Raw genomic sequence first — 23,963 nt, forward strand, 5'->3', positions numbered from 1 at the left:
TTAGTGCAGGTACTGGCCATCGATGGCGAGGACAGGCAGCTTGCCGCACTAATGACGAAGGTGGGCGTCACGGAACCAGATAGCCCTTTACCCCTGTAAAGATGATCTGCGCCGCCAATGCGCAGACGAACAACCCCATCAACCGGCTGACGATCTGCAAACCCTGGTCACCGAGAATCCGCTCGATACGGTTGGACAGATAAAGCACCACGCCGACGGTGAAACTGGCCAGGGCAATACTGAGAATGGCCGTGAGTTTGTCGTCCCAATGCGGCTGACTCACGCCCATCACCAGCAAGGCGCCGATGGTGCCGGGGCCGACCGTCAGGGGAATGGTCAGCGGGACGATAGTCACGTCCTGCTGCACGTTGTCGGTTTGCACCGCCGACTTGCCCTGGGCCATGCCCAGCGCCGAGATAAACAACACACTGCCGGCGCCGATGCGGAACGCGTCCACGGTGATGCCGAAGACACTGAAAATCACCCGCCCGAACAGGTACAGCAAGACGCTTGAAACCAGGGTGGCGGTTGCCACTTTCCAGGCCAGGCGGCGTTGTTCCTTGCGCGAATAACCGCGGGTCAGGCTGATGAAGCAGGACAACACGAAGAACGGGCTGTAGAGCACCAGCATTTTCAGGTAAACGCTGAATAACACGTGGAGCATGGTCGAAGCTCGCGGCGATTGAAATTGACGTGGAGTCTATCAGGCGCCGGGCAGTCTGTCGGCTTGCAGTCATGGGGCGGCTGCAAGTGTCAAAGTCCTCGTTATATTAATAGTGGCTTAGTTGTTATTTTGTTGTTTGTAGTTGGTGACTGTCTTGTCTGGATAATAATAAATTACATTATCTTAAGTTACAGTTGTGCGCTTGTTCGTTTTTTATAAGTTGCGTAAGTTTATCGCTCGGGTCCGCGGAGGGCCTTAATTAAATAAAGGGAAGTTGAAATGAATGTTGAGTCTAATTCAGTTGTAACTCTGTCTGATCGCCTTGAGCGTTTGAATGCTTATGATGTAGCGCCTGATAATGTCGTTATCGCTCCACGGGGTATGGCGATCAAATCTGTGCAGATTAATACCGATATCGAACAGCCGGATCGTGCATCGATTGTAGGTGACGGTGTACTGTCCTTTGTGTCGGGGATGTCCGAACAAAACAAGACCGACATTCAACACACTTATCTGTTTGCCTCGTTAGTGGCGAACAAAAAGTATCCGCGCGATGATCAAGGCAAGGAGTGGTATCAGTACTTCCTGCAAGTCATGCAGGATTCGGGCTGGACCATCCTGCAGAGGTATTACGACACCGTTGCGGCCTCGGGCAAGAGCTTCAAAATGGATCAACTGGTCCTGAAGATTCTGGGCTCCGCCGTTGCCGCCGCCGCCGTACCCGGTCCGACCTCGGCGCTGATGTTGAAAGTTGCCGGCGATGCGCTGGCTGCACTGCAAGCCAGTGATAAACCGCTTCAGGTCTTCGACCAGAACATCAAGGATTCCGGTACGGGTGGTTTTGGTGTGGCGTCCTGCATCGAGAGTCAACACGGTGAAGTCATCCTGGCTCTGGGCGCGGTGCGCTTCATCAAACATGTTAACCAGACCAAAGTCCTGTTTGTTGACTGGGATGCCAGTTCGGTTGATCTGTACAAAGGCGAGTGCCATATGACCATGGTGCCATCCATTGTTGCGCGTACTCGTGCCACTATCATCGCGAAGTTAGGTGGTCGTGCGCTGACTAAAATCGACGAATACGAACTCTGATCACGGGTGATCGCTTTGGCGACTGCGCAGCAGTCGCCATTTTTGAATGGATCAGGAGAACGTGATGGTTGATCAGGATTCAGTTTTTATTAATGCAGGTGCCGTTGTATTGCTGTCCTCTACGCTGTTGGAACAGGAGCGGCAGGATGTATTAAATTCGGTATTGTTTGCGCAGTTAGTGGCTAATAAGAAATACCCGGGATTCGACCGCGCTGATGGGTGGTATGAGACATATCAGGGGGTATTAAAAGACAGTTGGTTGCAGAGGTCTGTTGCGTGGGACAGTTTCGCCGTTGACGACGCGTCAAAACGCGCCATGGTCAATTGGGTTGAGAATCGGCTGGAAGCGACATCAGCTCGCACGATTGCCCATGTCATGCGTGCCTTCAACGATATTGCCCACGTTCCTGGTAACCACCCGGCGATTGAGCGGCTGCGGGAACAAACACTCAGGCCAGAAAATGACGGGGATGGGCACTCGCCAGCGAGTTGTAACGTCAGGTTGCAGATCATCGTGGCCCGACAAGGGGTGTTGATGGACAGTCTTTTTGTCGAGTTCAGGACCACCAAGCAAGGGGCTAATTATCCCTTGGACTACCTTTTTTCTACCGATGAGGTGCAGGGGGATATCGATCTAAGGTGGTTTCATGCCAACTTGTCGCCTGTACTTTATGGCTCAATTCGTGAAGCCGTGGTAAGGAAACTGGGGGGCAGGGCCGCGAATAACATCTTTGCCGTTGACGTCCAAGCGGGCGAAGTGCCGTTAAAGCCAGGAGCCTCTTTATGAATACCCTGAGCGCTCGGCTTGCAGTCAGTCAGGTCATCAACGATGGCACCTCTCCAGGCGCAGCAGTGGTTGGCAGTAGCATTGTTTCATTCAATGAGGGCCTGTCTCCCCAGGACAGGGAAGATATCTACCTGAGCAATCTGTATGCGCAACTCGCCACCCGTTCGGCATACGAGGACGGGTTGGTTGGCAACTGGTTCGATTACTACAAAAACAAACTCAAGTTTCTGGGTTGGGATTCCACGCGTCCTGTCACTCCTGCACAGGCAAGGGGAGGACAGATGGCGGATAGCGTGTCGCGGCAACTATCAGACTCGGCGGGCGACCGCTTTTCGCGCCCGGCAAGTCAGGCGTTAGCGGCTCTGAAGCGTAACAGCACAGCGCTTGAGGAATTTGAAAGGACCAGTCTGCTACGTGAGAAGGGGATCTTCCAGATGATTCCCTGTGCGCTGAAATCACCCGGAAAAGTCGAAATAGCCCTGTATCACAAGCAGTTCAACACTCGCCGACGGGTCTCGAAGTTTTTGTTCTGGCCCATCGAGGAAGTCGTGGAAAGCAGTCAGGAGCAAATGGCGATCACTACCTTCAGCACGCTGCATTACGCAACCTTCCGGGATAAAGTCGCGGCTGCTGTTGTCGCCGAAACCACCCGTCATTTACATGAGCTGGAGATCTGAGGCTCAGGAGGTCTGAGCCGTCGCCCGATTCTGCTGATCACGTTGAGCCACCCAGTGCTCAATCAATTCACGCAACTGCGACAGCTCGACCGGTTTGGCCATATGCCCGTCCATGCCGGCCTGGCGTGCACGTTCTTTGTGTTCGGCGAGGATGTGCGCTGTCAACGCCACCACCGGCGTGCGAATCCGCTGATTACCGACTTCCCAGGCACGCAATTGCTGAGTCGCGGAGAAGCCGTCGAGGATCGGCATTTCGCAGTCCATCAGGACCAGGTCATAACGCTGGGCTTTCATCGCCTGCAAGGCTTCTTCGCCATTGCTGGCGGTATCCGGTTGCAGGTTGAGCTTGCCAAGCATGCCGCGAATCACCTTGGTCGAGATGCTATTGTCTTCGGCCACCAGGATGCGGAAATCACTTGGCACCTTAACCGGTAAGGTAGGGCCGGCGGGCAGGTGCTGCGAGATGGAAAGGCCCTTGTTTCGCTGGTTCAGCTCGTCGGCCAACGTCGTCTTGAGGGTGTACCCGGCCACCGGTTTGGCGAGGATGCGTTTGATCCCGGAGTTGCGCGCGATGATCTTGCTGGGCGCATTGCTGATGCCGGTGAGCATGATCAGCAGGATGTCGTGGTTCAGGCTCGGGTCTTCCTTGATCTTGGCGGCCAGTTGCATGCCGGTCATGCCGGGCATGTTCTGGTCCAGCAGGACCACGTCGAAGTAATCGCGCAAGTGAGCCTTGGTGCGCAGCAGCGCCAGCGCTTCCTTGCCGGACGCTACGGCACTGACGTTCAGGCCCCAGGCTGTGCACTGTTGCACCAGCACTTTGCGACACGTGTCGTTATCGTCGACCACCAATACCCGTGCACCCTGCAGGGGGCCATCAAGGTCAGACGTCGGGTGTTCGAGGCGGTCAGGGTCCAGCGGCAGGGTCAGCCACAAGGTGCTGCCCTGGTTGGCGCCGCTCTTGACCCCGAACTCCCCTTGCATCAAGCGAATCAGCTGACGGGCGATCACCAGTCCCAGGTTGCCTCCCAAGCGGGTGGCCGAGAGAAAGTGTTTGCTGTGCAGTTCGGCGTGCATCAATGCGTCGCGCTCTTCGGCGTCCATCGGCTCACCGCTGTCCTGCACGGCAATGCGCAAGCGCGGTTTGGCACTGCGATCATCGAGCGCGACGACGATCAGAATTTCGCCTTCGTCGGTTTTCTTCAGGGCGTTTTCCAGCAGGCTCAGCAAGGTCTGACGCAGGCGAGTCGGGTCACCGCTGATGACGCGCGGCACTTGCGGCTGGATAAAGCTGATCAGCTCGACGTTCTGCTGTTCGGCCTTGGCGCGGAAGATGCTCAGGCAGTCTTCGATCAGCGCGTTGAGGTCGAACTGCACATCGTCCAGTTCGATCTGCCCGGATTCGAGCTTGGAGATGTCGAGAATCTCGTTGATCAGTGTCAGCAGTTCGTTGCCGGCACTGTGGATGGTCTGTACATAATCGCGCTGCTTGACCGAGAGCGGCGTGCCCAGCAGCAGCTCGGTCATGCCCAGCACGCCATTCATCGGGGTGCGGATTTCGTGGCTGATTTTTGCCAGGAATTCGGCCTTGGTGTTGATCTCTGCGTTGCTGGCGGCCAGGTCGCGGCTGACGCTGAAACGGTCTTCGGTGATGCTGCGCTGACGTTCGCTCAAGGCAATGCTCATCAACAGGCCACTGATGCAGATGAACACCAGCAATGTGGTGATCAGGCCTTGAGGCTCCACCAGGGTCAGCCCCAGCAGGGCGGGCAGGATAATCAGCGTACCGGCGTTGAACACCACCATTGCCGCCACGAAAAGACGCGCCGGGCGGTAGCCTTTCTGCCAGTGATAGGCGCTGACGAACAACATGGTAAGACCCGCGAGGGCGACCAGCGCGTAGGTAATGATGTTCAGCGGCAGTGTGTTGACGAACAACAGCAGCAAGCCGCAGACACTGATGAGCAGGATGTCGCCCAACAACAGCTTGTTCATCGGGTGCGGGCCGAGCGGGGCGAAGAAACGATAGGCGAACATCAGGCCACAGGGTGCCGTCAGCAGCAGGGCGAGGTAAGCGCCCGGCGTCTGGACCGCATGCCAGTTCGGTAACCAGGGGCCTGCTACGTTCAGCAGCAGGATCAGGCTGAGCATCAACAGCCCTTCGCAGCCCGCTAGCCAGAGACTGCTGCGTGAACGGGTGTAGGCATAACGAATGAGGTTGTGCAGGATCAGCATCGCGATACAGCCGAACAACAGTCCGTAGATCAGCGTCTGATTCTGATTGGCCGCGGTCATGACCGCCGACTGCAGGGTGATGTAAGGCCTCAACTGATGGTCGGAGACCATTCGCAGGTAAACATCGAGAGGTTTTTCGTTTTGCGGCAGCGGCAACATGAAGTCGCTGCTGGGCAGTGGCCGTTCAGCCTGGGGCTGGCGAGTGCCGGTGTTCAGTTGCTCGATCAGCGTGTCGCCGTCCAGCACATACAGATTGAGGTGCGACAGGTCGGGTGCGAACACCCGCAGCAACTGTTCATGCTTGCCGGGAGCGAGTCTGAAACGCAGCCATAACGCGCCATCGGGCTCGGCGGCGGTGAGGCGGTCGAGTTCAATGGGGCTGAATTGATTGGTGTAGCGAGCGGAACGGATGTCGCTGAGCTGCAGGTCACCCTGTTCGTCGAGCAATACCGCCCAGCCACTGCCTTGCGCGGCCTGAGCCGGGAGCATGCAGAGCAAGGTCAGCAGAGTGACGGTGAAACCTATGGCAATCCTGAGCCAGCGCACGGCGAAATCCCTTCGTAGGTTGATGCCAGAATATAACTATGCGCGGCGTCGGAATAGTCCGGCAAGGGCCCGAAGCCCTTGCCTGGCCGAATGGCGTTCTTATTCCTGATTTTCGCCACGCTCGCGGGCAATGGCACGGTAGCCAATGTCCTTGCGATAGAAACAGCCTTCCCAGTCAATTTTTGCCGCCAGCTTGTAAGCCTGCTGCTGAGCGGCGTCGACGCTGGCACCCATTGCCGTGGCGCAGAGTACCCGACCACCGGCCGTCACCACTTGACCGTCCTTGAGTGCAGTACCGGCGTGGAAGACTTTGCCTTCCAGTGCAGCAGCTGCATCGAGACCGTTGATGGCAACGCCTTTAGCGTAGTCACCAGGATAGCCGCCAGCCGCCAGCACGATGCCGACGCTCGGACGCGGATCCCATTGTGCTTCGACCTTGTCCAGGGCTTGCGCCAGCGCCGCTTCGACCAGTAACACCAGGCTCGACTGCAAACGCAGCATCACCGGTTGGGTCTCAGGGTCGCCGAAACGGCAGTTGAACTCGATAACTTTTGGGTTACCGGCTTTGTCGATCATCAGACCGGCGTACAGGAAACCGGTGTAGACGTTGCCTTCATCGGCCATGCCACGCACGGTTGGCCAGATCACCAGGTCCATGACGCGCTTGTGCACTTCAGCGGTCACGACCGGGGCAGGGGAGTAAGCACCCATGCCGCCGGTGTTCGGACCGGTGTCGCCGTCGCCGACGCGTTTGTGGTCCTGGCTGGTGGCCATCGGCAATACGTTCTTGCCGTCGACCATGACGATGAAGCTGGCTTCTTCGCCATCCAGGAACTCTTCGATTACTACGCGAGAACCGGCGTCGCCGAATGCGTTGCCCGCGAGCATGTCGCGTACGGCGTCTTCAGCTTCGGTCAGGGTCATCGCAACGATCACGCCTTTACCGGCGGCCAGGCCATCGGCCTTGATCACGATCGGTGCGCCTTTTTCACGCAGATAAGCAAGGGCTGGCTCGATCTCGGTGAAGTTCTGGTAGTCGGCGGTCGGGATCTTGTGGCGCGCCAGGAAATCCTTGGTGAAGGCTTTCGAACCTTCCAGCTGAGCAGCGCCAGCGGTCGGACCGAAGCAGTCCAAGCCACGGGAGCGGAACAGATCGACGACACCGGCGACCAGTGGCACTTCCGGGCCGACGATGGTCAGGGAAACATTCTTCTCGGCGAAGTCTGCCAGCTGTTCAAGGGCCAGCACGTCGATAGCGACGTTCTCGCACTTGGCTTCAATGGCGGTGCCGGCGTTGCCCGGGGCAACGAAAACCTTCTGCACGCGCGGATCCTGAGCCACTTTCCAGGCCAGGGCGTGTTCACGGCCGCCGCTGCCAATGATCAAAACATTCATTTCAAAAACCTCGGATGACGCTAATTCTTGATGCAGCCATGCAGCTGCTTTTCTGTGGGAGCGTCGTATCAGTGACGGAAGTGGCGCATGCCAGTAAAGACCATGGCGATGCCGGCCTCGTCTGCGGCAGCAATCACTTCGTTATCACGCATCGAGCCGCCTGGCTGGATCACCGCAGTGATACCAACCTTGGCCGCGTTGTCGATACCGTCGCGGAACGGGAAGAATGCATCCGATGCCATGACCGCACCTTGTACCTGCAAACCAGCGTGTTCAGCCTTGATCGCCGCAATACGAGCGGAGTTCACGCGGCTCATCTGGCCAGCGCCGACACCGATGGTCTGACGGTTCTTGGCGTAGACGATGGCGTTGGACTTAACGTATTTGGCGACTTTCCAGGCGAAGATCAGGTCGTGGATCTCTTGCTCGGTCGGGGCGCGCTGGGTCACGACTTTCAGGTCTTCACTGCCGATCATGCCGATGTCGCGGCTCTGCACCAGCAGGCCACCGTTGACGCGTTTGTAGTCCCACGCAGCAGCGCGATCAGCCGACCACTCGCCGCAGGCCAGCAGGCGCACGTTGGCTTTTGCCGCCACGATGGCGCGAGCTTCTGCGCTGACGGACGGGGCGATGATCACTTCGACGAACTGACGCTCGACGATGGCTTTGGCGGTTTCAGCATCCAGTTCGCGGTTGAAGGCGATGATGCCGCCGAACGCCGACTCGGTGTCGGTGGCGTAGGCCAGTTCGTAAGCCTGGCGGATACCGCCTTCGGCGTCCGGGCTCACGGCCACGCCGCACGGGTTGGCGTGCTTGACGATCACGCAGGCCGGTTTGACGAAGCTCTTCACGCATTCCAGCGCGGCGTCGGTGTCGGCCACGTTGTTGTACGACAGCTCTTTGCCTTGCAGCTGGGTGGCGGTGGCGATACCGACTTCGGCCGGTTTGGCTTCAACGTAGAACGCCGCGCTCTGGTGCGGGTTCTCGCCGTAGCGCATTTCCTGAGCCTTGACGAACTGGCTGTTGAAAGTGCGTGGGAACTCGCTGCGACCTTCGGTGCTGAGGGTGTCAGCCGCCTGGTTCACGGTGCCCATGTAGTTGGCGATCATGCCGTCATAGGCGGCGGTGTGTTCGAAGGCCTTGAGCATCAGGTCGAAACGCTGAGCGTAGGTCAGGCCGCCAGCCTTGAGGCTTTCGAGGACGCTGGCGTAGTCGCTGGCATTTACCACGATGGCCACGTCTTTGTGGTTTTTTGCAGCCGAACGGACCATGGTCGGGCCGCCGATATCGATGTTCTCGATCGCGGTCGGCAGGTCGCAGCCTGGCTTGTTGATAGTCGCTTCGAACGGGTACAGGTTGACCGCAACCAGGTCGATCGGCTTGATGCCGTGCTCGTTCATGATGGCGTCGTCGATACCGCGACGACCGAGGATTCCGCCGTGGATTTTCGGGTGCAGGGTTTTCACCCGACCGTCCATCATTTCTGCGAAACCGGTGTAATCCGCGACTTCCACTGCGGCAACACCGTTGTCGCGCAGCAGCTTGAACGTTCCGCCGGTGGAGAGGATCTCGACGCCCAGGGCTTCAAGCTCTTTGGCAAATTCGAGGATCCCGGTCTTGTCGGAAACGCTGATCAAGGCGCGGCGGATCGGCAGGCGGGTAGTCTGGTCGGTCATTTCAATTTCCATCAAAAGCAAAGGAGTCAGCAAAAAAGGCGACCGTTTTTACGCGGGCGCCTTTCTGGTTTGATTGAATGCTTACAGCAAATCGTACTGCTTGAGTTTCTTGCGCAGCGTGCCTCGGTTCAGTCCGAGCAGCTCACTGGCCTTGGTCTGGTTGCCCTTGACGTAGTTCATCACGCACTCGAGCAGGGGAGCCTCGACTTCGGAGAGCACCAGGTTGTACACATCCGTGACGGCAGCGCCCTCAAGGTGGGCGAAATAATTGTGCAGCGCCTTCTCGACACTCCCGCGAAGGGTCTGACCTTCTTCGCTCGGCGTATTGAGGTGCTGTTTCAAATTCACGTTGTCGCTCACGGGTGTTGTTCCACTCACTAAAGTCTCGGTCATCATCGTCATGCGGCCACCTCGTCTCCGTCCCCTGTCAGGCTCTTGTAACGTTCGGCGAAGAAGCCCTGAACGTTGGCGCATTGTGCTTCCGTATCTTCCAAACGATTGAAGTGGGCGCGAAACTCCCTGGCGCCCGGCAAGGTTGCGAGATACCAGCCCACATGCTTTCGAGCAATGCGTACGCCCATGACGTCTCCATAGAAGACGTGCAGCGCAGCCAGATGCTCTAGCAGAATGCGTTCCACCTCGATCAGCTCCAGTGCCGGGAGTTTCTCGCCGGTACGCAGAAAATGATCGATCTCACGAAAAATCCATGGCCGCCCTTGGGCGGCCCGGCCTACCAACAGACCATCGGCACCGGTCGCATCGAGCACGTATCGGGCCTTCTCTGGCGAATCGATATCGCCATTGGCAAAGACCGGAATCGACACGGCCTGCTTGATCGCGGCGATGGTGTCGTACTCGGCTTCGCCGGTGTACAGATCGGCACGGGTGCGGCCATGCACCGCCAACGCCGTAATGCCTGCCTGCTCGGCGATCTTCGCCACGGTCAGGCCGTTCTTGTTGTCCCGGTCCCAGCCGGTGCGGATCTTCAGGGTGACCGGCACATCAACCGCAGCCACTACGGCCTGCAGGATCTCGGTCACCAATGCTTCATCTTTCAACAGTGCGGACCCGGCAGCCTTGTTGCAGACCTTCTTCGCCGGACAGCCCATGTTGATATCAATAATCTGTGCGCCCAGTTCGACGTTGGCCCGGGCTGCATCTGCCAGCATCTGTGCATCACCACCGGCGATCTGTACCGAGCGGGGCTCGGGATCACCTTCGTGGATCATGCGCATCCGCGATTTGCGGGTGTTCCACAAGCTCATGTCGCTGGTGACCATTTCCGAGACTACAAGTCCTGCGCCCAGTCGCTTGCACAGCTGACGAAAGGGTTGGTCTGTGACCCCCGCCATCGGGGCGAGAATCAAGCCGTTGTGCAATGTGTAAGGACCGATGCGTACCGCCGACATAGGACTTCCCTGTTGTGGGGTCGGATCATGAGAGTTCGAAAAAGGGTTGGCATGATACCCGCTCTCGATGACTGGATAAAGGCTGAATTGAACAAAATCTGAACAGTTATTCTGTTATCGTCGGCGGTTTGGTATGAGCGGTCAAAGTCAGAAATATGCCGTCAAAGCCGTAACACTGAACCGTTTCACTCGGGCGAATGGAAGCTCAGGCTGTAATTCACCGCTTTGGAACCTGGATCGAGGATATCCAGTGCGATGTGGATCGGCGTTTGCGGAGGCATTTCCGCCATCCCTTCGAGATCGCCGTTCAGGTACTCGCCGGGTTTGAAGCGACGGCTGGCGATCAGGTGGCCGTTGAGGTCGGCAAAACGCAACTCCAGCAGCGGGAAAGGCTGGGAGAAGGGGGCGCGGTTGTAGATGATCGCGTCGACCACCAGTGCACCGTTGAAGTCCGGGTGACTGCGGACCACCAGGTTGCTGCTTTTGATTTTGGCGATGTCGACTTTGGATGGCACGGTGCAGCCGATTTGTGGGCACAGTTGCTGGAACCACGGACGGTACTGGTCCTGACGCGCCAGCTCGTCGAAATGGTAGGCAATGTACTGACCGGCGAGCGCAGCGGCGCCGAGCAGGACCAGCAGTAGCCAGAAAAATCGGCGACCCCAGGGTGAACGGCGCTTTTGCCAGTCCAGTTGCAGTGGGTCATCGGTCAGGTCTTGCAGGGCTTCAGCGCGGACAGCCGGCTCACGCTTTTTGCGCAAGGGCTCGATCGAGGGCAGATCGTCATCGACGTCACCGGTCGCCGACAGGCGTTCATGATGCATTGGGGCGTCGAGTGGGTCGTGCAGGCGCAGCTGGGGCGGCAGAGACTCGTCGTCCAGCTCCACCGGTTCCAGGGACAGCGAAGGTTCGGTGCGCGAGTATTTGCTCGGATCGAGTTCCAGCTCCGGCAAGTCGGCTTCGGTGGTCTGCGCACGATCGGCAGCCGATTCGCTGAACAGGCTGTCGGGCCACGGCGCTTCTTCGTGCTCGACGGTATCCCGGCTGGCACTCAGGTTGTCTACGCGCTGTCTGCCGAATTCGGTGGTCGGCTGGATCTCCCTTTGTTCGAGGCGGGCGAGCTCTTCGTCCAGGTCCAGACTGTCCAGGTCCATCTCGGCCGCGGTCCATTGCTTTTGGCTGATGGCTCGCGGCTCCGGCGGTTCGACGATGGCCGGGGCGACCGGCGTGATCGCGTCTTTGCCGGCCCGTTGCTCGAGCAACTGCTTGGCGGCGTTGAACACCTGCAAGCACGAGCCGCAACGAACCACTCCGCGGGCCACGCTCAATTGAGTATGGCTGACGCGGAAACTGGTTTGGCAATGCGGGCACTGGGTGACGAAGCTGTCGGTCATGCGGCGATCCGGTTTATGCAGGCGCTCATTCTAGCGCCGACGGCCAGTGATGCGCACCCAGCCATCGCGATTGGCGATCGGGTCCAGATCGAAGTCTTGGGCGTAGGCTTTGGCGACTTCTTCACCTTGCTCGGCGAGGATGCCCGACAGCGCCAAGCGACCACCGGATTTGACCAGGCTGGACAATTGCGGCGCCAGGGAAACCAGTGGGCCGGCAAGAATGTTGGCCACCAGCACGTCGGCCTGAACCTGCGGCAGATCTTCCGGCAGATACAGCGGGAAGAGTTCTTCGGCAATGTGGTTGCGCCCGGCATTATCGCGAGAAGCTTCCAGCGCCTGGACGTCGATATCGGTACCGACGGCTTCCTTGGCGCCCAGCAGCAGGGCCGCAATCGCCAGAATCCCCGAGCCGCAGCCGAAGTCCAGCACGTTGCAGTCTTTCAGGTCCTGACCGTCGAGCCATTCCAGGCACAGCGCGGTGGTCGGGTGAGTGCCGGTGCCGAACGCCAGGCCCGGATCCAGCAGCAGATTCACCGCGTCAGGCTCCGGTGCGGCGTGCCAGCTTGGGACGATCCACAGGCGCTGACCGAAACGCATCGGCTGAAAACCGTCCATCCAGCTGCGTTCCCAGTCCTGGTCTTCGATGACTTCGCTGTGATGCTCGGGCAGCGGGCTGCCGGTCAGCAACTCAAGATGGGCCAGCACGGTGGCGGCTTCGGTGCCACCTTCGAACAGGGCCAGCAGGTGCGTGTGCGACCACAGCGGGGTGGTGTTGAGTTCCGGCTCGAAGATCGGCTGATCTTCGGCGTCCATGAAAGTCACCGATACGGCGCCCACTTCAAGGAACGCGTCTTCGTAGGTTTCGGCTTGTTCTGGGCTGATGGCGAGACGGACTTGCAGCCAAGGCATGGCGGGCACCTTTGAAAAATATTGATTGCAGCCTAGCGGGCGGCGAGAAGCGCGCAAGTTTACGCGAGCGCGAAGGTTTTGTGGGAGCGGCCTTGCTCGCGTGCACATTATGAAACCCTCAGAAACAACAAAGCCGCTCGAAAGCGGCTTTGTTGGTCTGGATCACATCTTAATGCTGATGCCCTGCATTATTGGCTGTGAGCCATTGCAGGCCTTTGTTTGTCAGACGATAGCGTTGCAGGCGGCTGTTGGGGCGTTCAGGCAGCGTCATTTCAAGCACCCCGGCGGCCATGGCTGGCAGTATGTAAGCCTTGCGGAAGTAGTCAGCGTTTTTCAGGCCCATTCTGGTTTGAAGTTCCAGCCTGCTCATGTTGCCTTCAATGGCTCTTAGCACCGAAGCGACTTCCATGCTGACTTCCATGCTGACTTCCATGGTTGTTGCATCTGCTCTCTGTGACTGAGGGTGCGCTGGAAGCCGTACGACATACGAAATCCGATCATCGTCAGTTTCAAATAGTGGCGCAGGTGAGCCATTGACCGCCATGACCTTGAGAATTTTCGGGATGCCTGTCGAGCGGCCTTCGGTCAGACTCAGTTCTTTCAGGAACTCACCAATTCGCCGGTTACGGTAGCGGCGGCTCACGGCGCGACCTATTCGCAGGTCCTCCATTCGAATCGAGCGGTCTGGCCCCGGGAAGCTCAGAATCACCAATTCTTCCTGGCTGATGCGGACCTCAATCGGTTCGCGTTCTTCATAGGACCGGTGATAAACGGCATTGACCAGCGCCTCTTCAATTGCTGCGAAGGGGAAATTCCAGATCCTTGTAGCTTCGGCGCGGTCTGCGTGTTTGATCACTGTTTCATGCAGGTAGTTGCGCTGGATATAGGCCAGTGATTCGCGGGTTATGGTTGCCAGTGGCCCCTTGAAGATCTTTTCGTCAAAGCGATCACCGCCAGCCCCCTCCGGAAACCACAGAACATCAATCTGTGTGCCGGGGAAGAATCGCTCTGGGACTGGGCTAAAGAACATCAGGCCTGCATTTTTAGGCCATGGCGACTCGGTCGGGCCTCCCACGACGTTCATTTGTCGCCCTAGCGCTTCGGTAGACAGAACTGCTGCATCCTCGGCCAAGGCACTGCCCACTTCTTGCAGAAAGCTTTGCATTAGAGGTTTGGACAGATCACTGACACGAGCGCCCAGATTGAAGCGATCATCAAAAGGCACCTTGGCAGCAAGGCTCAAGAGTTCTTGTTCGGTTTCGCCCTTGGCTTCCACCGTGCTGCTGTAGCGACGGATGTAGTAATGCAAACTTCTGTGTTTGGCTGTCACAGCGGCCGGAGCTTTATAGGGGCGATTTTGCCCGCCGGGCGCCCATAGCACGATTAACTTGCGACCCTCGACCTCTTCCATACTCAACACTGGAAAGTAAGCAGGCTGAATTGATTGGCAAGCCGCTAGCAGTTCGAGCTGGATCTTATCGAGCACCTGATCGGAAAGCCCCTGTGGAGGAAAGATCGGCTGACCATTGGCTTCGCAATCCTGCCCAATCACAACGTAACCACCGCCCAGGTTTTCGAAGTCGTTGGCGAAAGCGCAGAGCGTGCGAATGATCGGATCAGGATTCCAGCCTGATTTGTATTCGATTCGCTCACCCTCGACTGTCCGCTGGCGCAATAGACCGTTGAGATTGATGGGCAGTTTTTCAGGCATGGGCTGGCTCTGGTTCATCGGCGTTGCGCTGATAAGTGAACGATTATAGCCAGCCCGGACAGACCGGTGCCTGTCAGATTAGCCCCGCAGGGACGGGTGAAACCTTCAGAAACAACAAAGCCGCCCGAAGGCGGCTTTGTTGATTGGGTCGAAGCTTAATGCTTTTCGCCAGCCAGCTTGTGTTCCAGGTAGTGGATGTTGATTCCACCTTTGCAGAAACCTTCATCGCGGACCAAGTCGCGGTGCAGCGGGATGTTGGTCTTGATCCCGTCGACAACGATTTCGTCCAGCGCATTGCGCATGCGCGCCAGGGCTTCGTCACGGGTTGCGCCGTAGGTGATCAGCTTGCCGATCAACGAATCGTAGTTCGGCGGAACGGCATAGCCACTGTACAGGTGCGAATCGACGCGAACGCCGTTGCCGCCTGGTGCGTGGAAATGCTTGACCGTGCCCGGGCTTGGCATGAAGGTTTTCGGGTCTTCGGCGTTGATCCGGCATTCCAGCGCGTGACCGCGGATGACGACGTCTTCCTGGGTATACGACAGCTTGTTGCCAGCGGCGATGCTGAGCATCTCCTTGACGATGTCGATGCCGGTGACCATTTCCGAAACCGGGTGCTCAACCTGAACGCGGGTGTTCATTTCGATGAAATAGAACGCGCCGTTCTCGTACAGGAACTCGAAAGTGCCCGCGCCACGGTAGTTGATGTCGATGCAAGCCTTGACGCAGCGTGCGAGGACTTCTGCGCGTGCTTTCTCGTCGATGCCCGGTGCCGGCGCTTCTTCGAGCACCTTCTGGTGACGACGTTGCAGCGAGCAATCGCGGTCGCCCAGATGGATGGCGTGGCCCTGGCCGTCGGAAAGTACCTGAACTTCCACGTGGCGTGGGTTGGTCAGGAATTTTTCCAGATAGACCATCGGGTTGCCGAACGCCGCGCCTGCTTCGGTGCGGGTCAGTTTGGCGAAGGAGATCAGGTCTTCTTCTTTATGCACAACGCGCATGCCGCGACCACCGCCGCCGCCAGCGGCCTTGATGATCACCGGGTAACCGACTTCGCGACCGATGCGCAGAGCGGTTTCTTCGTCTTCAGGCAGCGGGCCGTCGGAACCCGGAACGGTTGGAACGCCAGCAGCGATCATGGCGTGCTTGGCCGATACCTTGTCGCCCATCAGGCGAATGGTGTCGGCTTTCGGGCCAATGAACGCGAAGCCGGAGTTCTCGACCTGTTCAGCGAAATCAGCGTTTTCCGCAAGGAAACCGTAGCCTGGGTGAATGGCGGTAGCGCCGGTCACTTCAGCCGCGGCGATGATTGCCGGGATGTGCAGGTAAGAGTGCGCGGCCGAGGCCGGGCCGATGCAGACGGATTCGTCTGCCAGACCCAGGTGCATCAGCTCTTTGTCGGCCTTGGAGTAAACGGCGACAGTCTTGATGCCCATCTCTTTGCAGGCACGCAGAATCCGCAGGGCGATCTCACCGCGGTTGGCGATCAGAACTTTTTCCAACTTCGCAGTCATCAAAGTCTCTCCGCGGTTCAAACGATGGTGAACAGCGGTTGGTCGTACTCAACCGGCTGGCCGTCTTCGACGAGGATAGATTCGATCACACCGCTGGTTTCAGCTTCGATGTGGTTCATCATCTTCATGGCTTCGACGATGCACAGGGTGTCGCCTTTCTTCACGGTCTGGCCGACTTCAACGAAGGACGGCGAGGATGGCGAAGACTTGCGATAGAAGGTACCGACCATAGGCGAACGGGCAACGTTACCGTTCAGAACTGGCGCGGCCGGAGCAGCAGGTGCGGCGGCAGCAACCGGGGCAGCAGCAACAGGCGCAGGCGCCGGAGCATGCATTGGAGCCGGTGCGTAGTACTGCTGAGCCGGGGTCTTGCTGTGACGGCTGATGCGTACGGACTCTTCGCCTTCCTTGATCTCGAGCTCGTCGATGCCGGACTCTTCCAGCAGTTCGATCAGTTTCTTAACTTTACGGATATCCATGAATCATCAACTCCCAAGGGTCGGTCAGGGGCGTTACGCTTGTTGTTCAAGCTGTTGCCGGTCTTTCAAGCTGCTCTAGGGCGGCCTCCAGGGCCAGTCGATAACCGCTGGCGCCAAGGCCGCAGATCACTCCCACCGCTACGTCGGAGAAGTAAGAGTGATGGCGGAAAGGTTCGCGTTTGTGCACGTTAGACAAATGCACTTCGATGAATGGGATGCTCACCGCCAGCAGCGCGTCACGTAATGCGACACTTGTGTGCGTAAAAGCTGCTGGGTTGATCAGAATGAAGTCCACACCTTCGCTGCGGGCAGCGTGGATGCGGTCGATCAATTCGTACTCGGCGTTGCTTTGCAGGTGCAACAAATGGTGGCCGGCTTCACGGGCACGGCGTTCCAGGTCCTGGTTGATCTGCTCCAGTGTCGTAGCGCCATAGGTGCCCGGTTCACGGGTGCCGAGCATGTTCAGGTTGGGTCCGTGCAGAACCAGTAGCGTCGCCATCTGCTGTTCCTTGTGATCTGTGTGCAATTGTCAGAACCCGGCGACTATGCCGCAAAGCCTTTGTGACTGTCCAGTTCTATGCAATAGCCAGCACGATGGCCGATGTTTGCGCGAAATATGTGACCGCGTTATTAAATCCGGTCATTTGCTTTCGCAACACGTTCGGCGAAGTCGGTGGCGTTGATCTCGCCGATCACTCGCACATCGGTGTGTTCGACGCCGTCCTTGCCGAAAAACATCAGCGCTGGCGGGCCGAACAGTTTGTAGCGGTCAAGCAAGGCGCGTTGCTCGGCGTTGCTGGCGGTGATGTCGAAGCGGATCAGTCGATAGCCTTTGAGGAGTTCGACGACCCTGGCGTCGTTGAGCACCTTATGTTCGATGACTTTGCAGCTGATGCACCAGTCGGCGTACCAGTCGAGCAGCAGCGGGGTGCCTGATGATTTGGCTTCGGCGAGGACGCGGTCCAGGTCTGCCGGGGTGCTGACGGTTTGCCAGGCGCTGGTGTTTTGCGGATGCTCATTGCCGGCAACCGTGCGCGGCTGGCCAATTGGATTGAGCGGATCGGTCTGGCCGCTGAACGCTCCATACCAGCACGCCAGGGCATAAAACAGCAGGAACATCCCCAGCAATTGTCCCAGGCGTTTTCTCGGCGGTTTGTAGACGAACTCCAGCGCACCCATGAACAACCCGACGCCACCGGCCAGCAAGCCGATCAGCAGCAACGTGATCTGGCCCGGCAGTACTCGACTGAGCAGACCGATCGCCAACCCCAGCAACAAAACGCCAATCGCGTTTTTCACATAGATCAGCCAGGGACCGCTTTTCGGCAGCCAGGCGGCGCCACCAGTGGCGACCAGCAACAGCGGGGCGCCCATGCCAAGGCCGAGCATGAACAATTTCAGACCCCCGCCCAATGCATCGCCGCTGGCGCTGATGTACAGCAGCGCGCCGGCCAGTGGTGCCGAGACGCAGGGCGACACCAACAGGCTGGAAACCACGCCCAGCACGGCGGCGCCCCACAACGAACCACCCTCGGTGCGACCGGCGATTCGATCCAGCCGACTGCTGATGGCGTGAGGCAGCTTGAGTTCGAAGACGCCAAACATCGCCAAGGCAAACAGCGCAAAAAACATCGCGAACGGCACCAGCACCCACGCTGATTGCAGCCGCGCCTGAAGATTGAGTTGTGCGCCGAACATCCCCATCAGCGCGCCGAGCAGGGCGAAGCAGGCGGCCATTGGCAGCACATAAGCGAGGGACAGATTGAAGCCGCGCAACCCCCCCACCTGACCGCGCAACACCACGCCGGACAGGATCGGCAGCATCGGCAGCACACACGGCGTGAACGTCAGGCCTATGCCTGCGAGGAAGAACAGCGCCAGTTCGCGCCAGCTCCAGGCCGGGGGCGCGCCTGCGCTGCCATCAATACTCAGGCGCTCGGTCTCGGGTGGATAGCACAAGCCTTTGTCGGCGCACCCCTGATACGTAACCACCAGGGTGAAGGCGCGTTGATCGGTGCGCGGCAGTTCGACTTCGAGAATGCCGTGGTAGACCTCGACATCGCCGAAGTACTCATCGTGCTTCTGTTCACCCTTGGGCAGTTGCGCTGCACCGAGGCCAACATCGGCGGGTTCGGCGCGAAACTGAAAGCGGTGCCGGTAGAGGTAGTAGCCCTCTGTGGCGACGAAACGCAGTTTGATCGATTGCGGTGTGCTTTCTACCAGACTCAGCTGAAAGGCTTCACGCACCGGCAGAAAGTCGGCGCTGTTGTTGATCGAGCCCAACGTCGAACTGGGCCGACTGTCCAGCAAACCGGCGGCGGTGGCCGGCAGGGCGAGCACTAAAAACAACAGGCAGAGCAAACGGCGCATGACAATCTCGCGTATCGAAAGTGAAGGCATGATAGCGGACGGCGGTCAGGTGTGCAGGGCGGCGATCCGACGATGGCGATCTATCAGACGCGGAAGGCCTGAACGGCTGTATGCAGCCGTCCACCCAGCACCAACAAATGTTCCCCTTGCTCACGGCCCTGACCAATGCGCAGCAAGTTATCCCCACCCAATTGGTGAATCCGCTCACTGTGATCGCGGATTTCGCTGACGGCGCCACTCTGCTGGGCGGTGAAATCAGCGATGCGTACGGCGGTGTCGGAAATGGTCTGGATCGCGCCGACGATTTTATCCAGCGCACCGTCGGCGGCCTGGGCCTGATTGGCAGTGGCTTCGGCGTGTTCGACCTGGGCGCGCATGCCTTCCACCGATTGTCGCGCCGCGGTTTGCAAGGCGGCGATCAAGGTCTGGATCTCTGCGGTGGCGCCGGCGGTGCGTTGTGCCAGTGAGCGAACCTCTTCAGCCACAACTGCAAATCCGCGCCCCATTTCCCCGGCACGGGCCGCTTCGATGGCGGCGTTCAGGGCCAGCAGGTTGGTCTGGTCGGCAATCGAGCGGATGACCGTCAGCACGCCGCCAATGGTTGCCGACTCCTCGGCCAGGTGTTCGATCATTTGCGCGTTGCCTTGCACTTCACCGACCAGCGCGTGCAGCCCGGTGAGGCTCAAGCCGATGACTTTCTGGCCGTGCTCCACCGCCAGCCCGGCATGGCGGCTCGCGTCGGCCGCCTGGCTGGCATCGCCGGCAACCTGTTGAATGGTCGCTTCCAGCTCGCCGAGAGAATCACGTATCAGCGCCGTGTCGCCGGCCTGATGTTCGGCGCCGCTGTGCAGGTCATTGCTCAGCTCGGCCAGCGTTCGGCTACTGCCGGCGACCTGTTCGGCGTTGAGGCGAATGGTCCCGACCAGGTCGACCAGATAGGCGCGCAAGCGATTGAGCGACGCTTGAATGTCATGCAGTTCGCGATTGGTCGCACCCAGTTCAATGTCCCGGCTAAAGTCGCCTTCGGCCCAGGTCGAGAGGGCCGGGGCGAGGTTGGTCAGCGTCCGGGCCAGTTTCCGTTGCAAGGTGTCGATCAGCAAAGCAATAAGCAGAATCAGGCCAATCATCACCCCTTGCATCAGCCGCACTTCGCCCTGGATCTGCCCGTGCTGGGCGCGAACCACCGGTTCCAGTCCGGCAATGGCCTGCTGCACGGCGGCGATTTTCAGGTGAGTGGCGGCGCTTAGGTCGGTGCGTTTCTGGATCTGGTCGCGCGTGCGCGCCAGTTCGGCCGGGTAGCGAGTGAGGAGGCTGTTCAGTTCGCGCTTGAGGCCGACGCCTGCATCCTCGGCAACGGCTTTTTCAGTGTTCTCCAGACCCATCATCGCCGAGAAATCATCCGTGTTCGATTCACTTGTGCTCGTCACGCCCAGCAACGGCAAGGTGTCCAAAAGCTCAGCCTGGATGCGGATGCTGCTGACTTCACGCTCGACATCGGCGGCCAGTTCGCTGCGGCCGCTGCTGACCAGTTTGTCCCGGGCCAGAGACAATTTCCCCAAGTGCTGGGAGGCGGCGAGCAACGGCGTCAGATACGCCGCGTGAGTGCTGGCGTATTGACTGAGCTGATCGAGGCTGGCCCCGAGTTCGCGTTCAGCTTGCAGCAACAGTGCTTGCGGATCACCGGCCAGTTTACCGGCCGCCAGTAGGTCGGTTTTGCTGAATTCTTCCAGGCTCGACAGGCTTGGGCGCAAGGTGTCGGCCAATGCCGGCGGCAACTCACCGAGTTCCTTTTGCACGCCGTCGATGGCCTGACTGGCGCTGCTCAGGCGCAGGGCATCGCCGCTGGCGAGGTAGTCGTCGATGTTGCGCGCGACTTCATTTTGAAATTGCTGGGACAAGCCCAAGTAACGCTCCATCAAAAGATAGGGGCGCTGCAAGGCCTTTTGCGACCACCACAGTGTGGCGCCAAGGGCCACGCACACGGCGACTAAAAGGAGGGTATTGAGATTGGTCAGCAGCTTCAGGCGCATCGCGGGTCTACCAACGGCAGAATGGTAAGTGCCTGAAGTTATTGCGTTTGTATTACAGGGTTATGACCGAATCGGTCGATTCCGATGAAAAGGTGGCACTTTGCTTTGATGTTCTCGCGGCCTGCACGCGATTGCGTCCGGCGTCCTTCGCGCGGTACAGCGCTTCGTCTGCCTGGCTGGCCATCATCAGGCTGTCGGAGTTTTCACACAGTTCCACCACCCCGGCACTGAACGTGCACCAGAGGTCCTGCGGTTGAGCCGGATAGTGAATCTCGGCAAAGCGTCGACGGATTTCGTCGAGCACTTTGTGGGCCGATTCGAGATCGGTGTCCGGCATGACGATCGCGAACTCTTCACCGCCGTAACGGCCGATGAAATCGGTTTTGCGCAAGCGTTGCTTGAGAAACAGCGCCAGGCTCTTGATCACCCGATCGCCCATGGGGTGGCCGTGGCTGTCGTTGACTCGTTTGAAGTGGTCGATGTCGAGCATTGCAAAGCTCAGCGGCTTGTTCTCGCGACGGGCGCGGAACGAACAGTCTTCGAGCAATTGCAGAATGTGCGTGTGGTTGTACAAGCCGGTCAGGCTGTCGCGGACCATCCGCGCTTTCAGATTGCGTGCCCGCGCCGCGCGGTTGCGCACGGTGGTGATCAGGTGCCGGGGCTTGATCGGTTTGGTCAGGAAGTCGTCGCCGCCTTCGCTCATGGCGTCGAGCTGCTTGTCCAGATCGTCTTCAGCCGACAGGTAAATGATCGGTACGCTGACGTAACGGTCGTTGTGGCGGATTACCTTGGCCAGCTCAGTACCGGTGCAGGCTGGCATGTACATGTCGAGGATGATCAGGTCTGGCTGGAAGTCCGCGAGCTCGGCCATGGCCTGGATCGGCTCGATCAAGGTCCGCGTGACGATCCCGGCGCTGTTGAGCAGGCGCTCGGTGTGCAGGGCCTGGGCGCGGGAATCGTCGATGATCAGCACTTTATAAGGTTCGTACTGGGCGACGCAGGTCAGGACTTCGATTTTCTCCAGCAGGTTCGAGGCTTCGAGGGTGCCGGTCAGGAATTCCTGGCCACCGGCACGCACGGCGGCGAGGCGGGTCGGGGTGTCGGTTTCGTGCAGGCTGAAGAACAACAGCGGCAATTGATGATCGAGGCCTTCCTGGGCTTCGGCAGCCAGTTTCAGGCCGATGCCGGCGCCACTGAAGTCCACGTCCATGACGATCGCCGCAGGCAAGCGCTCAATCATCGAAGAGCGGAACGCCGCAACGCTGTCGAGGGCTTGAGCGCTGAGCCCAAAAAATTCCAGCTGCTTGGCCAGACGCTCGGCGCGGTCGTAATCCTGAAGCATCACGTAGATCGGCTTGCGCAGCGGCGGCAGGAAGGTTTGTTCGAGTTGGTCGCCATGGCGCAGACCGGTGCGCGACAGGCGCTGCATCAAACGATTGAGGTCAGTGATCAGTCCGCTGCTCAGGCGTCCGCGATTAGCGTCGACAGCCTCCAGCGACTGACCGATGTGGCGTGCCAGCTGGGTGTGTTCAGGTTGTTCGAAGCGCTCGGCGAAACGCAGCAGGCGCAGGTTGGCCTCGCTCAGTTCCGATAAGTCGGTGGTGGACCACTCGCTGCGTTGCAGGCGCTGCCATATCTCAAGAATTTGACGTGCCTGATGAATTACCCGCTGGGCAAAGTGGTGCTTGAGGCGCTCACGGCTGGGGTCTTCTGGCTCGGTCATATCCTGACTACTAGTTAGGGTGCATGCTGAGATCGACTGGTGGCTCTATGCTAGCACCTCTTTTCCATTGCATGAGTGTCGTACATCAATTAACTGTAAAGCGACCTTATTCAGTTTCTGACCGACTGGTCGCATAGGCTCAGCGCTGTGCTTCACTTATAGTGGCCGTCGATCGTGGCCATTGTGCGGGTAGGTGTTTGCGCAGGATTTAATGCGCGGCAAACGAGGCACGATGAGATAGGGTTGTGGTCGAACCGATGAACTCAAGTGATTGAAAGGATATCGCCATGCTGGACTGGAAGAACCGCGCGGGCAGCGCGCCTGAACGTGCCGCTGAACCGAAATCGGCCACCCGCAGTTATTTGGGTGGCCTGTTGTTCAGCCGGGCGCTGGCCACTCTGATTGGCCTTTACTTGCTGGTGGCTATTGCGCTGGGCTGGTACTGGAGCCAGGAACCTGCGCTGTTCCCGGTTCAGAAGAATGCCCAGATGGCCGCCGAGAAAGAAGGCAAGCAAATGGTCATCGGCTACACCACGGTCGAAACCCTCAAGACCGTCGCCGGTACTTTGCTGAGCAAACCGGGTGGTTATATTTCCAACGACCGTTTCCCGCCGGGCCTGTGGATGGACAACACGCCGAGCTGGGAATATGGCGTGCTGGTCCAGGTCCGCGACCTGAGTCGTGCCATGCGTAAAGACTTCGCCCGTTCGCAGTCGCAGTCCACCGAAGATGCTGACCTGGCCAAGGCCGAGCCGCGCTTCAACTTCGACAACAAGAGCTGGGTGCTGCCCTCCAGTGAGTCCGAATACCAGGAAGGCATCAACTCCCTGAGCCGTTATCAGGCGCGGCTGTCCGACCCGAGTCAGAAAAGCGCGCTGTTCTATGCTCGCGCCGACAACCTGAACAACTGGCTGGGCGATGTCGGTACTCGTTTGGGCTCGCTGTCGCAACGGCTGTCGGCCAGCGTAGGCCGGGTCAAGCTCAACACCGCGCTGAAAACCGAAGTCCTGGTTCCGGGTCAGGTGCCGCAGGTCGACGAAGAGATCGTCGAGACCCCGTGGATGCAGATCGATAACGTGTTCTATGAAGCTCGCGGTCAGGCTTGGGCCTTGTCTCACTTGCTGCGCGCCATCGAAGTCGACTTTGCCGATGTGCTGGCCAAGAAGAACGCCACGGTCAGCGTGCGCCAGATCATTCGTGAACTGGAAGCCTCGCAGGAACCGGTCTGGAGTCCTATGATCCTTAATGGCAGCGGCTTCGGGGTGCTGGCCAACCATTCGCTGGTCATGGCTAACTACATTTCCCGGGCCAACGCCGCAGTGATCGATTTGCGTCAATTGCTCAATCAGGGCTGA

The 23,963-nt window shown here is 58.9% G+C and carries 19 protein-coding genes; 4 read left to right on the top strand and 15 right to left on the bottom strand.

All coding sequences use genetic code 11. The annotated features are described in order from the left end of the window. Window positions 1-67: 67 nt before the first annotated feature. Window positions 68-664 carry a MarC family protein gene (locus tag FQ187_RS15820; RefSeq protein ID WP_007937197.1) on the bottom strand — a complete coding sequence of 199 codons (597 nt, stop codon included), beginning with the start codon at window positions 662-664 and terminating at the stop codon, window positions 68-70. Between the two features lie 279 nt (window positions 665-943). On the opposite strand from FQ187_RS15820, the gene FQ187_RS15825 reads away from it, so the two are divergent. From FQ187_RS15825 to FQ187_RS15835, 3 genes are all read left to right on the top strand, one after another. After that, complete coding sequence (locus tag FQ187_RS15825; RefSeq protein WP_149630216.1) at window positions 944-1,753, top strand: hypothetical protein; 810 nt, start codon at window positions 944-946, stop codon at window positions 1,751-1,753. A gap of 64 nt (window positions 1,754-1,817) precedes the next feature. Continuing rightward, a complete protein-coding gene (locus tag FQ187_RS15830) occupies window positions 1,818-2,540 on the top strand; it encodes a hypothetical protein (RefSeq protein WP_149630217.1) in 723 nt (240 codons plus the stop codon). Continuing rightward, on the top strand, window positions 2,537-3,217 hold the full coding sequence (locus FQ187_RS15835; protein ID WP_149630218.1) for a hypothetical protein: 681 nt from the start codon (window positions 2,537-2,539) through the stop codon (window positions 3,215-3,217). The genes FQ187_RS15830 and FQ187_RS15835 overlap by 4 nt, the downstream gene beginning before the upstream one ends. Window positions 3,218-3,220: 3 nt before the next feature. Here FQ187_RS15835 and FQ187_RS15840 read toward each other — a convergent pair whose 3' ends face one another. The 14 genes from FQ187_RS15840 to gcbA all read right to left on the bottom strand — a co-directional run bounded on the left by FQ187_RS15840 (window position 3,221) and on the right by gcbA (window position 22,608). Beyond that, entirely contained in the window at window positions 3,221-5,998 is a 2,778-nt protein-coding gene (locus FQ187_RS15840; protein ID WP_149630219.1) for a hybrid sensor histidine kinase/response regulator, read from the bottom strand. A gap of 99 nt (window positions 5,999-6,097) precedes the next feature. Next, complete coding sequence (gene purD / locus FQ187_RS15845; RefSeq protein ID WP_129438839.1) at window positions 6,098-7,393, bottom strand: phosphoribosylamine--glycine ligase; 1,296 nt, start codon at window positions 7,391-7,393, stop codon at window positions 6,098-6,100. A gap of 68 nt (window positions 7,394-7,461) precedes the next feature. Next, complete coding sequence (gene purH, locus FQ187_RS15850; protein WP_149630220.1) at window positions 7,462-9,069, bottom strand: bifunctional phosphoribosylaminoimidazolecarboxamide formyltransferase/IMP cyclohydrolase; 1,608 nt, start codon at window positions 9,067-9,069, stop codon at window positions 7,462-7,464. Between the two features lie 81 nt (window positions 9,070-9,150). Next, window positions 9,151-9,471 carry a DNA-binding transcriptional regulator Fis gene (gene fis, locus FQ187_RS15855; protein ID WP_007907419.1) on the bottom strand — a complete coding sequence of 107 codons (321 nt, stop codon included), beginning with the start codon at window positions 9,469-9,471 and terminating at the stop codon, window positions 9,151-9,153. Then, complete coding sequence (gene dusB / locus FQ187_RS15860; protein ID WP_008153758.1) at window positions 9,468-10,478, bottom strand: tRNA dihydrouridine synthase DusB; 1,011 nt, start codon at window positions 10,476-10,478, stop codon at window positions 9,468-9,470. The genes fis and dusB overlap by 4 nt, the downstream gene beginning before the upstream one ends. Window positions 10,479-10,663: 185 nt before the next feature. Next, entirely contained in the window at window positions 10,664-11,872 is a 1,209-nt protein-coding gene (locus FQ187_RS15865; RefSeq protein WP_149630221.1) for a DUF3426 domain-containing protein, read from the bottom strand. Between the two features lie 30 nt (window positions 11,873-11,902). Then, window positions 11,903-12,781 carry a 50S ribosomal protein L11 methyltransferase gene (gene prmA, locus FQ187_RS15870; RefSeq protein WP_149630222.1) on the bottom strand — a complete coding sequence of 293 codons (879 nt, stop codon included), beginning with the start codon at window positions 12,779-12,781 and terminating at the stop codon, window positions 11,903-11,905. Between the two features lie 169 nt (window positions 12,782-12,950). Beyond that, window positions 12,951-14,492 (bottom strand): Fic family protein, encoded by a 1,542-nt coding sequence (locus FQ187_RS15875; protein WP_149630223.1) that lies wholly within the window; start codon window positions 14,490-14,492, stop codon window positions 12,951-12,953. A 155-nt stretch (window positions 14,493-14,647) separates the two neighbouring features. After that, window positions 14,648-16,006 (bottom strand): acetyl-CoA carboxylase biotin carboxylase subunit, encoded by a 1,359-nt coding sequence (gene accC, locus FQ187_RS15880; RefSeq protein WP_008153754.1) that lies wholly within the window; start codon window positions 16,004-16,006, stop codon window positions 14,648-14,650. Between the two features lie 17 nt (window positions 16,007-16,023). Further along, window positions 16,024-16,485 carry an acetyl-CoA carboxylase biotin carboxyl carrier protein gene (gene accB, locus FQ187_RS15885; RefSeq protein WP_046054523.1) on the bottom strand — a complete coding sequence of 154 codons (462 nt, stop codon included), beginning with the start codon at window positions 16,483-16,485 and terminating at the stop codon, window positions 16,024-16,026. Between the two features lie 46 nt (window positions 16,486-16,531). Next, window positions 16,532-16,984 carry a type II 3-dehydroquinate dehydratase gene (aroQ, locus tag FQ187_RS15890; protein ID WP_149630224.1) on the bottom strand — a complete coding sequence of 151 codons (453 nt, stop codon included), beginning with the start codon at window positions 16,982-16,984 and terminating at the stop codon, window positions 16,532-16,534. A 131-nt stretch (window positions 16,985-17,115) separates the two neighbouring features. Then, window positions 17,116-18,855 carry a protein-disulfide reductase DsbD gene (locus FQ187_RS15895; protein ID WP_149630225.1) on the bottom strand — a complete coding sequence of 580 codons (1,740 nt, stop codon included), beginning with the start codon at window positions 18,853-18,855 and terminating at the stop codon, window positions 17,116-17,118. Between the two features lie 83 nt (window positions 18,856-18,938). Next, complete coding sequence (locus FQ187_RS15900) at window positions 18,939-20,885, bottom strand: methyl-accepting chemotaxis protein (protein ID WP_149630226.1); 1,947 nt, start codon at window positions 20,883-20,885, stop codon at window positions 18,939-18,941. A gap of 52 nt (window positions 20,886-20,937) precedes the next feature. Continuing rightward, window positions 20,938-22,608 carry a diguanylate cyclase GcbA gene (gcbA, locus tag FQ187_RS15905; protein ID WP_149630227.1) on the bottom strand — a complete coding sequence of 557 codons (1,671 nt, stop codon included), beginning with the start codon at window positions 22,606-22,608 and terminating at the stop codon, window positions 20,938-20,940. A gap of 287 nt (window positions 22,609-22,895) precedes the next feature. On the opposite strand from gcbA, the gene FQ187_RS15910 reads away from it, so the two are divergent. Continuing rightward, window positions 22,896-23,963: a DUF2333 family protein gene (locus FQ187_RS15910; protein WP_149630228.1), complete on the top strand. Its 1,068-nt coding sequence runs from the start codon at window positions 22,896-22,898 to the stop codon at window positions 23,961-23,963.

It is taken from the genome of Pseudomonas sp. ANT_J28, from assembly GCF_008370005.1.
Classification (GTDB): domain Bacteria; phylum Pseudomonadota; class Gammaproteobacteria; order Pseudomonadales; family Pseudomonadaceae; genus Aquipseudomonas; species Aquipseudomonas frigoris.

What these genes read in the sequence shown, in the direction of transcription:
- dusB (WP_008153758.1), bottom strand. Translation starts at nt 10,478, where the DNA reads ATGTCGGCGGTACGCATCGGTCCTTACACATTGCACAACGGCTTGATT.
- purD (WP_129438839.1), bottom strand. Translation starts at nt 7,393, where the DNA reads ATGAATGTTTTGATCATTGGCAGCGGCGGCCGTGAACACGCCCTGGCC.
- FQ187_RS15865 (WP_149630221.1), bottom strand. Translation starts at nt 11,872, where the DNA reads ATGACCGACAGCTTCGTCACCCAGTGCCCGCATTGCCAAACCAGTTTC.
- accC (WP_008153754.1), bottom strand. Translation starts at nt 16,006, where the DNA reads ATGACTGCGAAGTTGGAAAAAGTTCTGATCGCCAACCGCGGTGAGATC.
- FQ187_RS15820 (WP_007937197.1), bottom strand. Translation starts at nt 664, where the DNA reads ATGCTCCACGTGTTATTCAGCGTTTACCTGAAAATGCTGGTGCTCTAC.
- FQ187_RS15830 (WP_149630217.1), top strand. Translation starts at nt 1,818, where the DNA reads ATGGTTGATCAGGATTCAGTTTTTATTAATGCAGGTGCCGTTGTATTG.
- gcbA (WP_149630227.1), bottom strand. Translation starts at nt 22,608, where the DNA reads ATGACCGAGCCAGAAGACCCCAGCCGTGAGCGCCTCAAGCACCACTTT.
- FQ187_RS15875 (WP_149630223.1), bottom strand. Translation starts at nt 14,492, where the DNA reads ATGCCTGAAAAACTGCCCATCAATCTCAACGGTCTATTGCGCCAGCGG.
- FQ187_RS15895 (WP_149630225.1), bottom strand. Translation starts at nt 18,855, where the DNA reads ATGCGCCGTTTGCTCTGCCTGTTGTTTTTAGTGCTCGCCCTGCCGGCC.
- FQ187_RS15900 (WP_149630226.1), bottom strand. Translation starts at nt 20,885, where the DNA reads ATGCGCCTGAAGCTGCTGACCAATCTCAATACCCTCCTTTTAGTCGCC.
- prmA (WP_149630222.1), bottom strand. Translation starts at nt 12,781, where the DNA reads ATGCCTTGGCTGCAAGTCCGTCTCGCCATCAGCCCAGAACAAGCCGAA.
- FQ187_RS15825 (WP_149630216.1), top strand. Translation starts at nt 944, where the DNA reads ATGAATGTTGAGTCTAATTCAGTTGTAACTCTGTCTGATCGCCTTGAG.
- purH (WP_149630220.1), bottom strand. Translation starts at nt 9,069, where the DNA reads ATGACCGACCAGACTACCCGCCTGCCGATCCGCCGCGCCTTGATCAGC.
- FQ187_RS15835 (WP_149630218.1), top strand. Translation starts at nt 2,537, where the DNA reads ATGAATACCCTGAGCGCTCGGCTTGCAGTCAGTCAGGTCATCAACGAT.
- fis (WP_007907419.1), bottom strand. Translation starts at nt 9,471, where the DNA reads ATGACGATGATGACCGAGACTTTAGTGAGTGGAACAACACCCGTGAGC.
- FQ187_RS15910 (WP_149630228.1), top strand. Translation starts at nt 22,896, where the DNA reads ATGCTGGACTGGAAGAACCGCGCGGGCAGCGCGCCTGAACGTGCCGCT.
- aroQ (WP_149630224.1), bottom strand. Translation starts at nt 16,984, where the DNA reads ATGGCGACGCTACTGGTTCTGCACGGACCCAACCTGAACATGCTCGGC.
- accB (WP_046054523.1), bottom strand. Translation starts at nt 16,485, where the DNA reads ATGGATATCCGTAAAGTTAAGAAACTGATCGAACTGCTGGAAGAGTCC.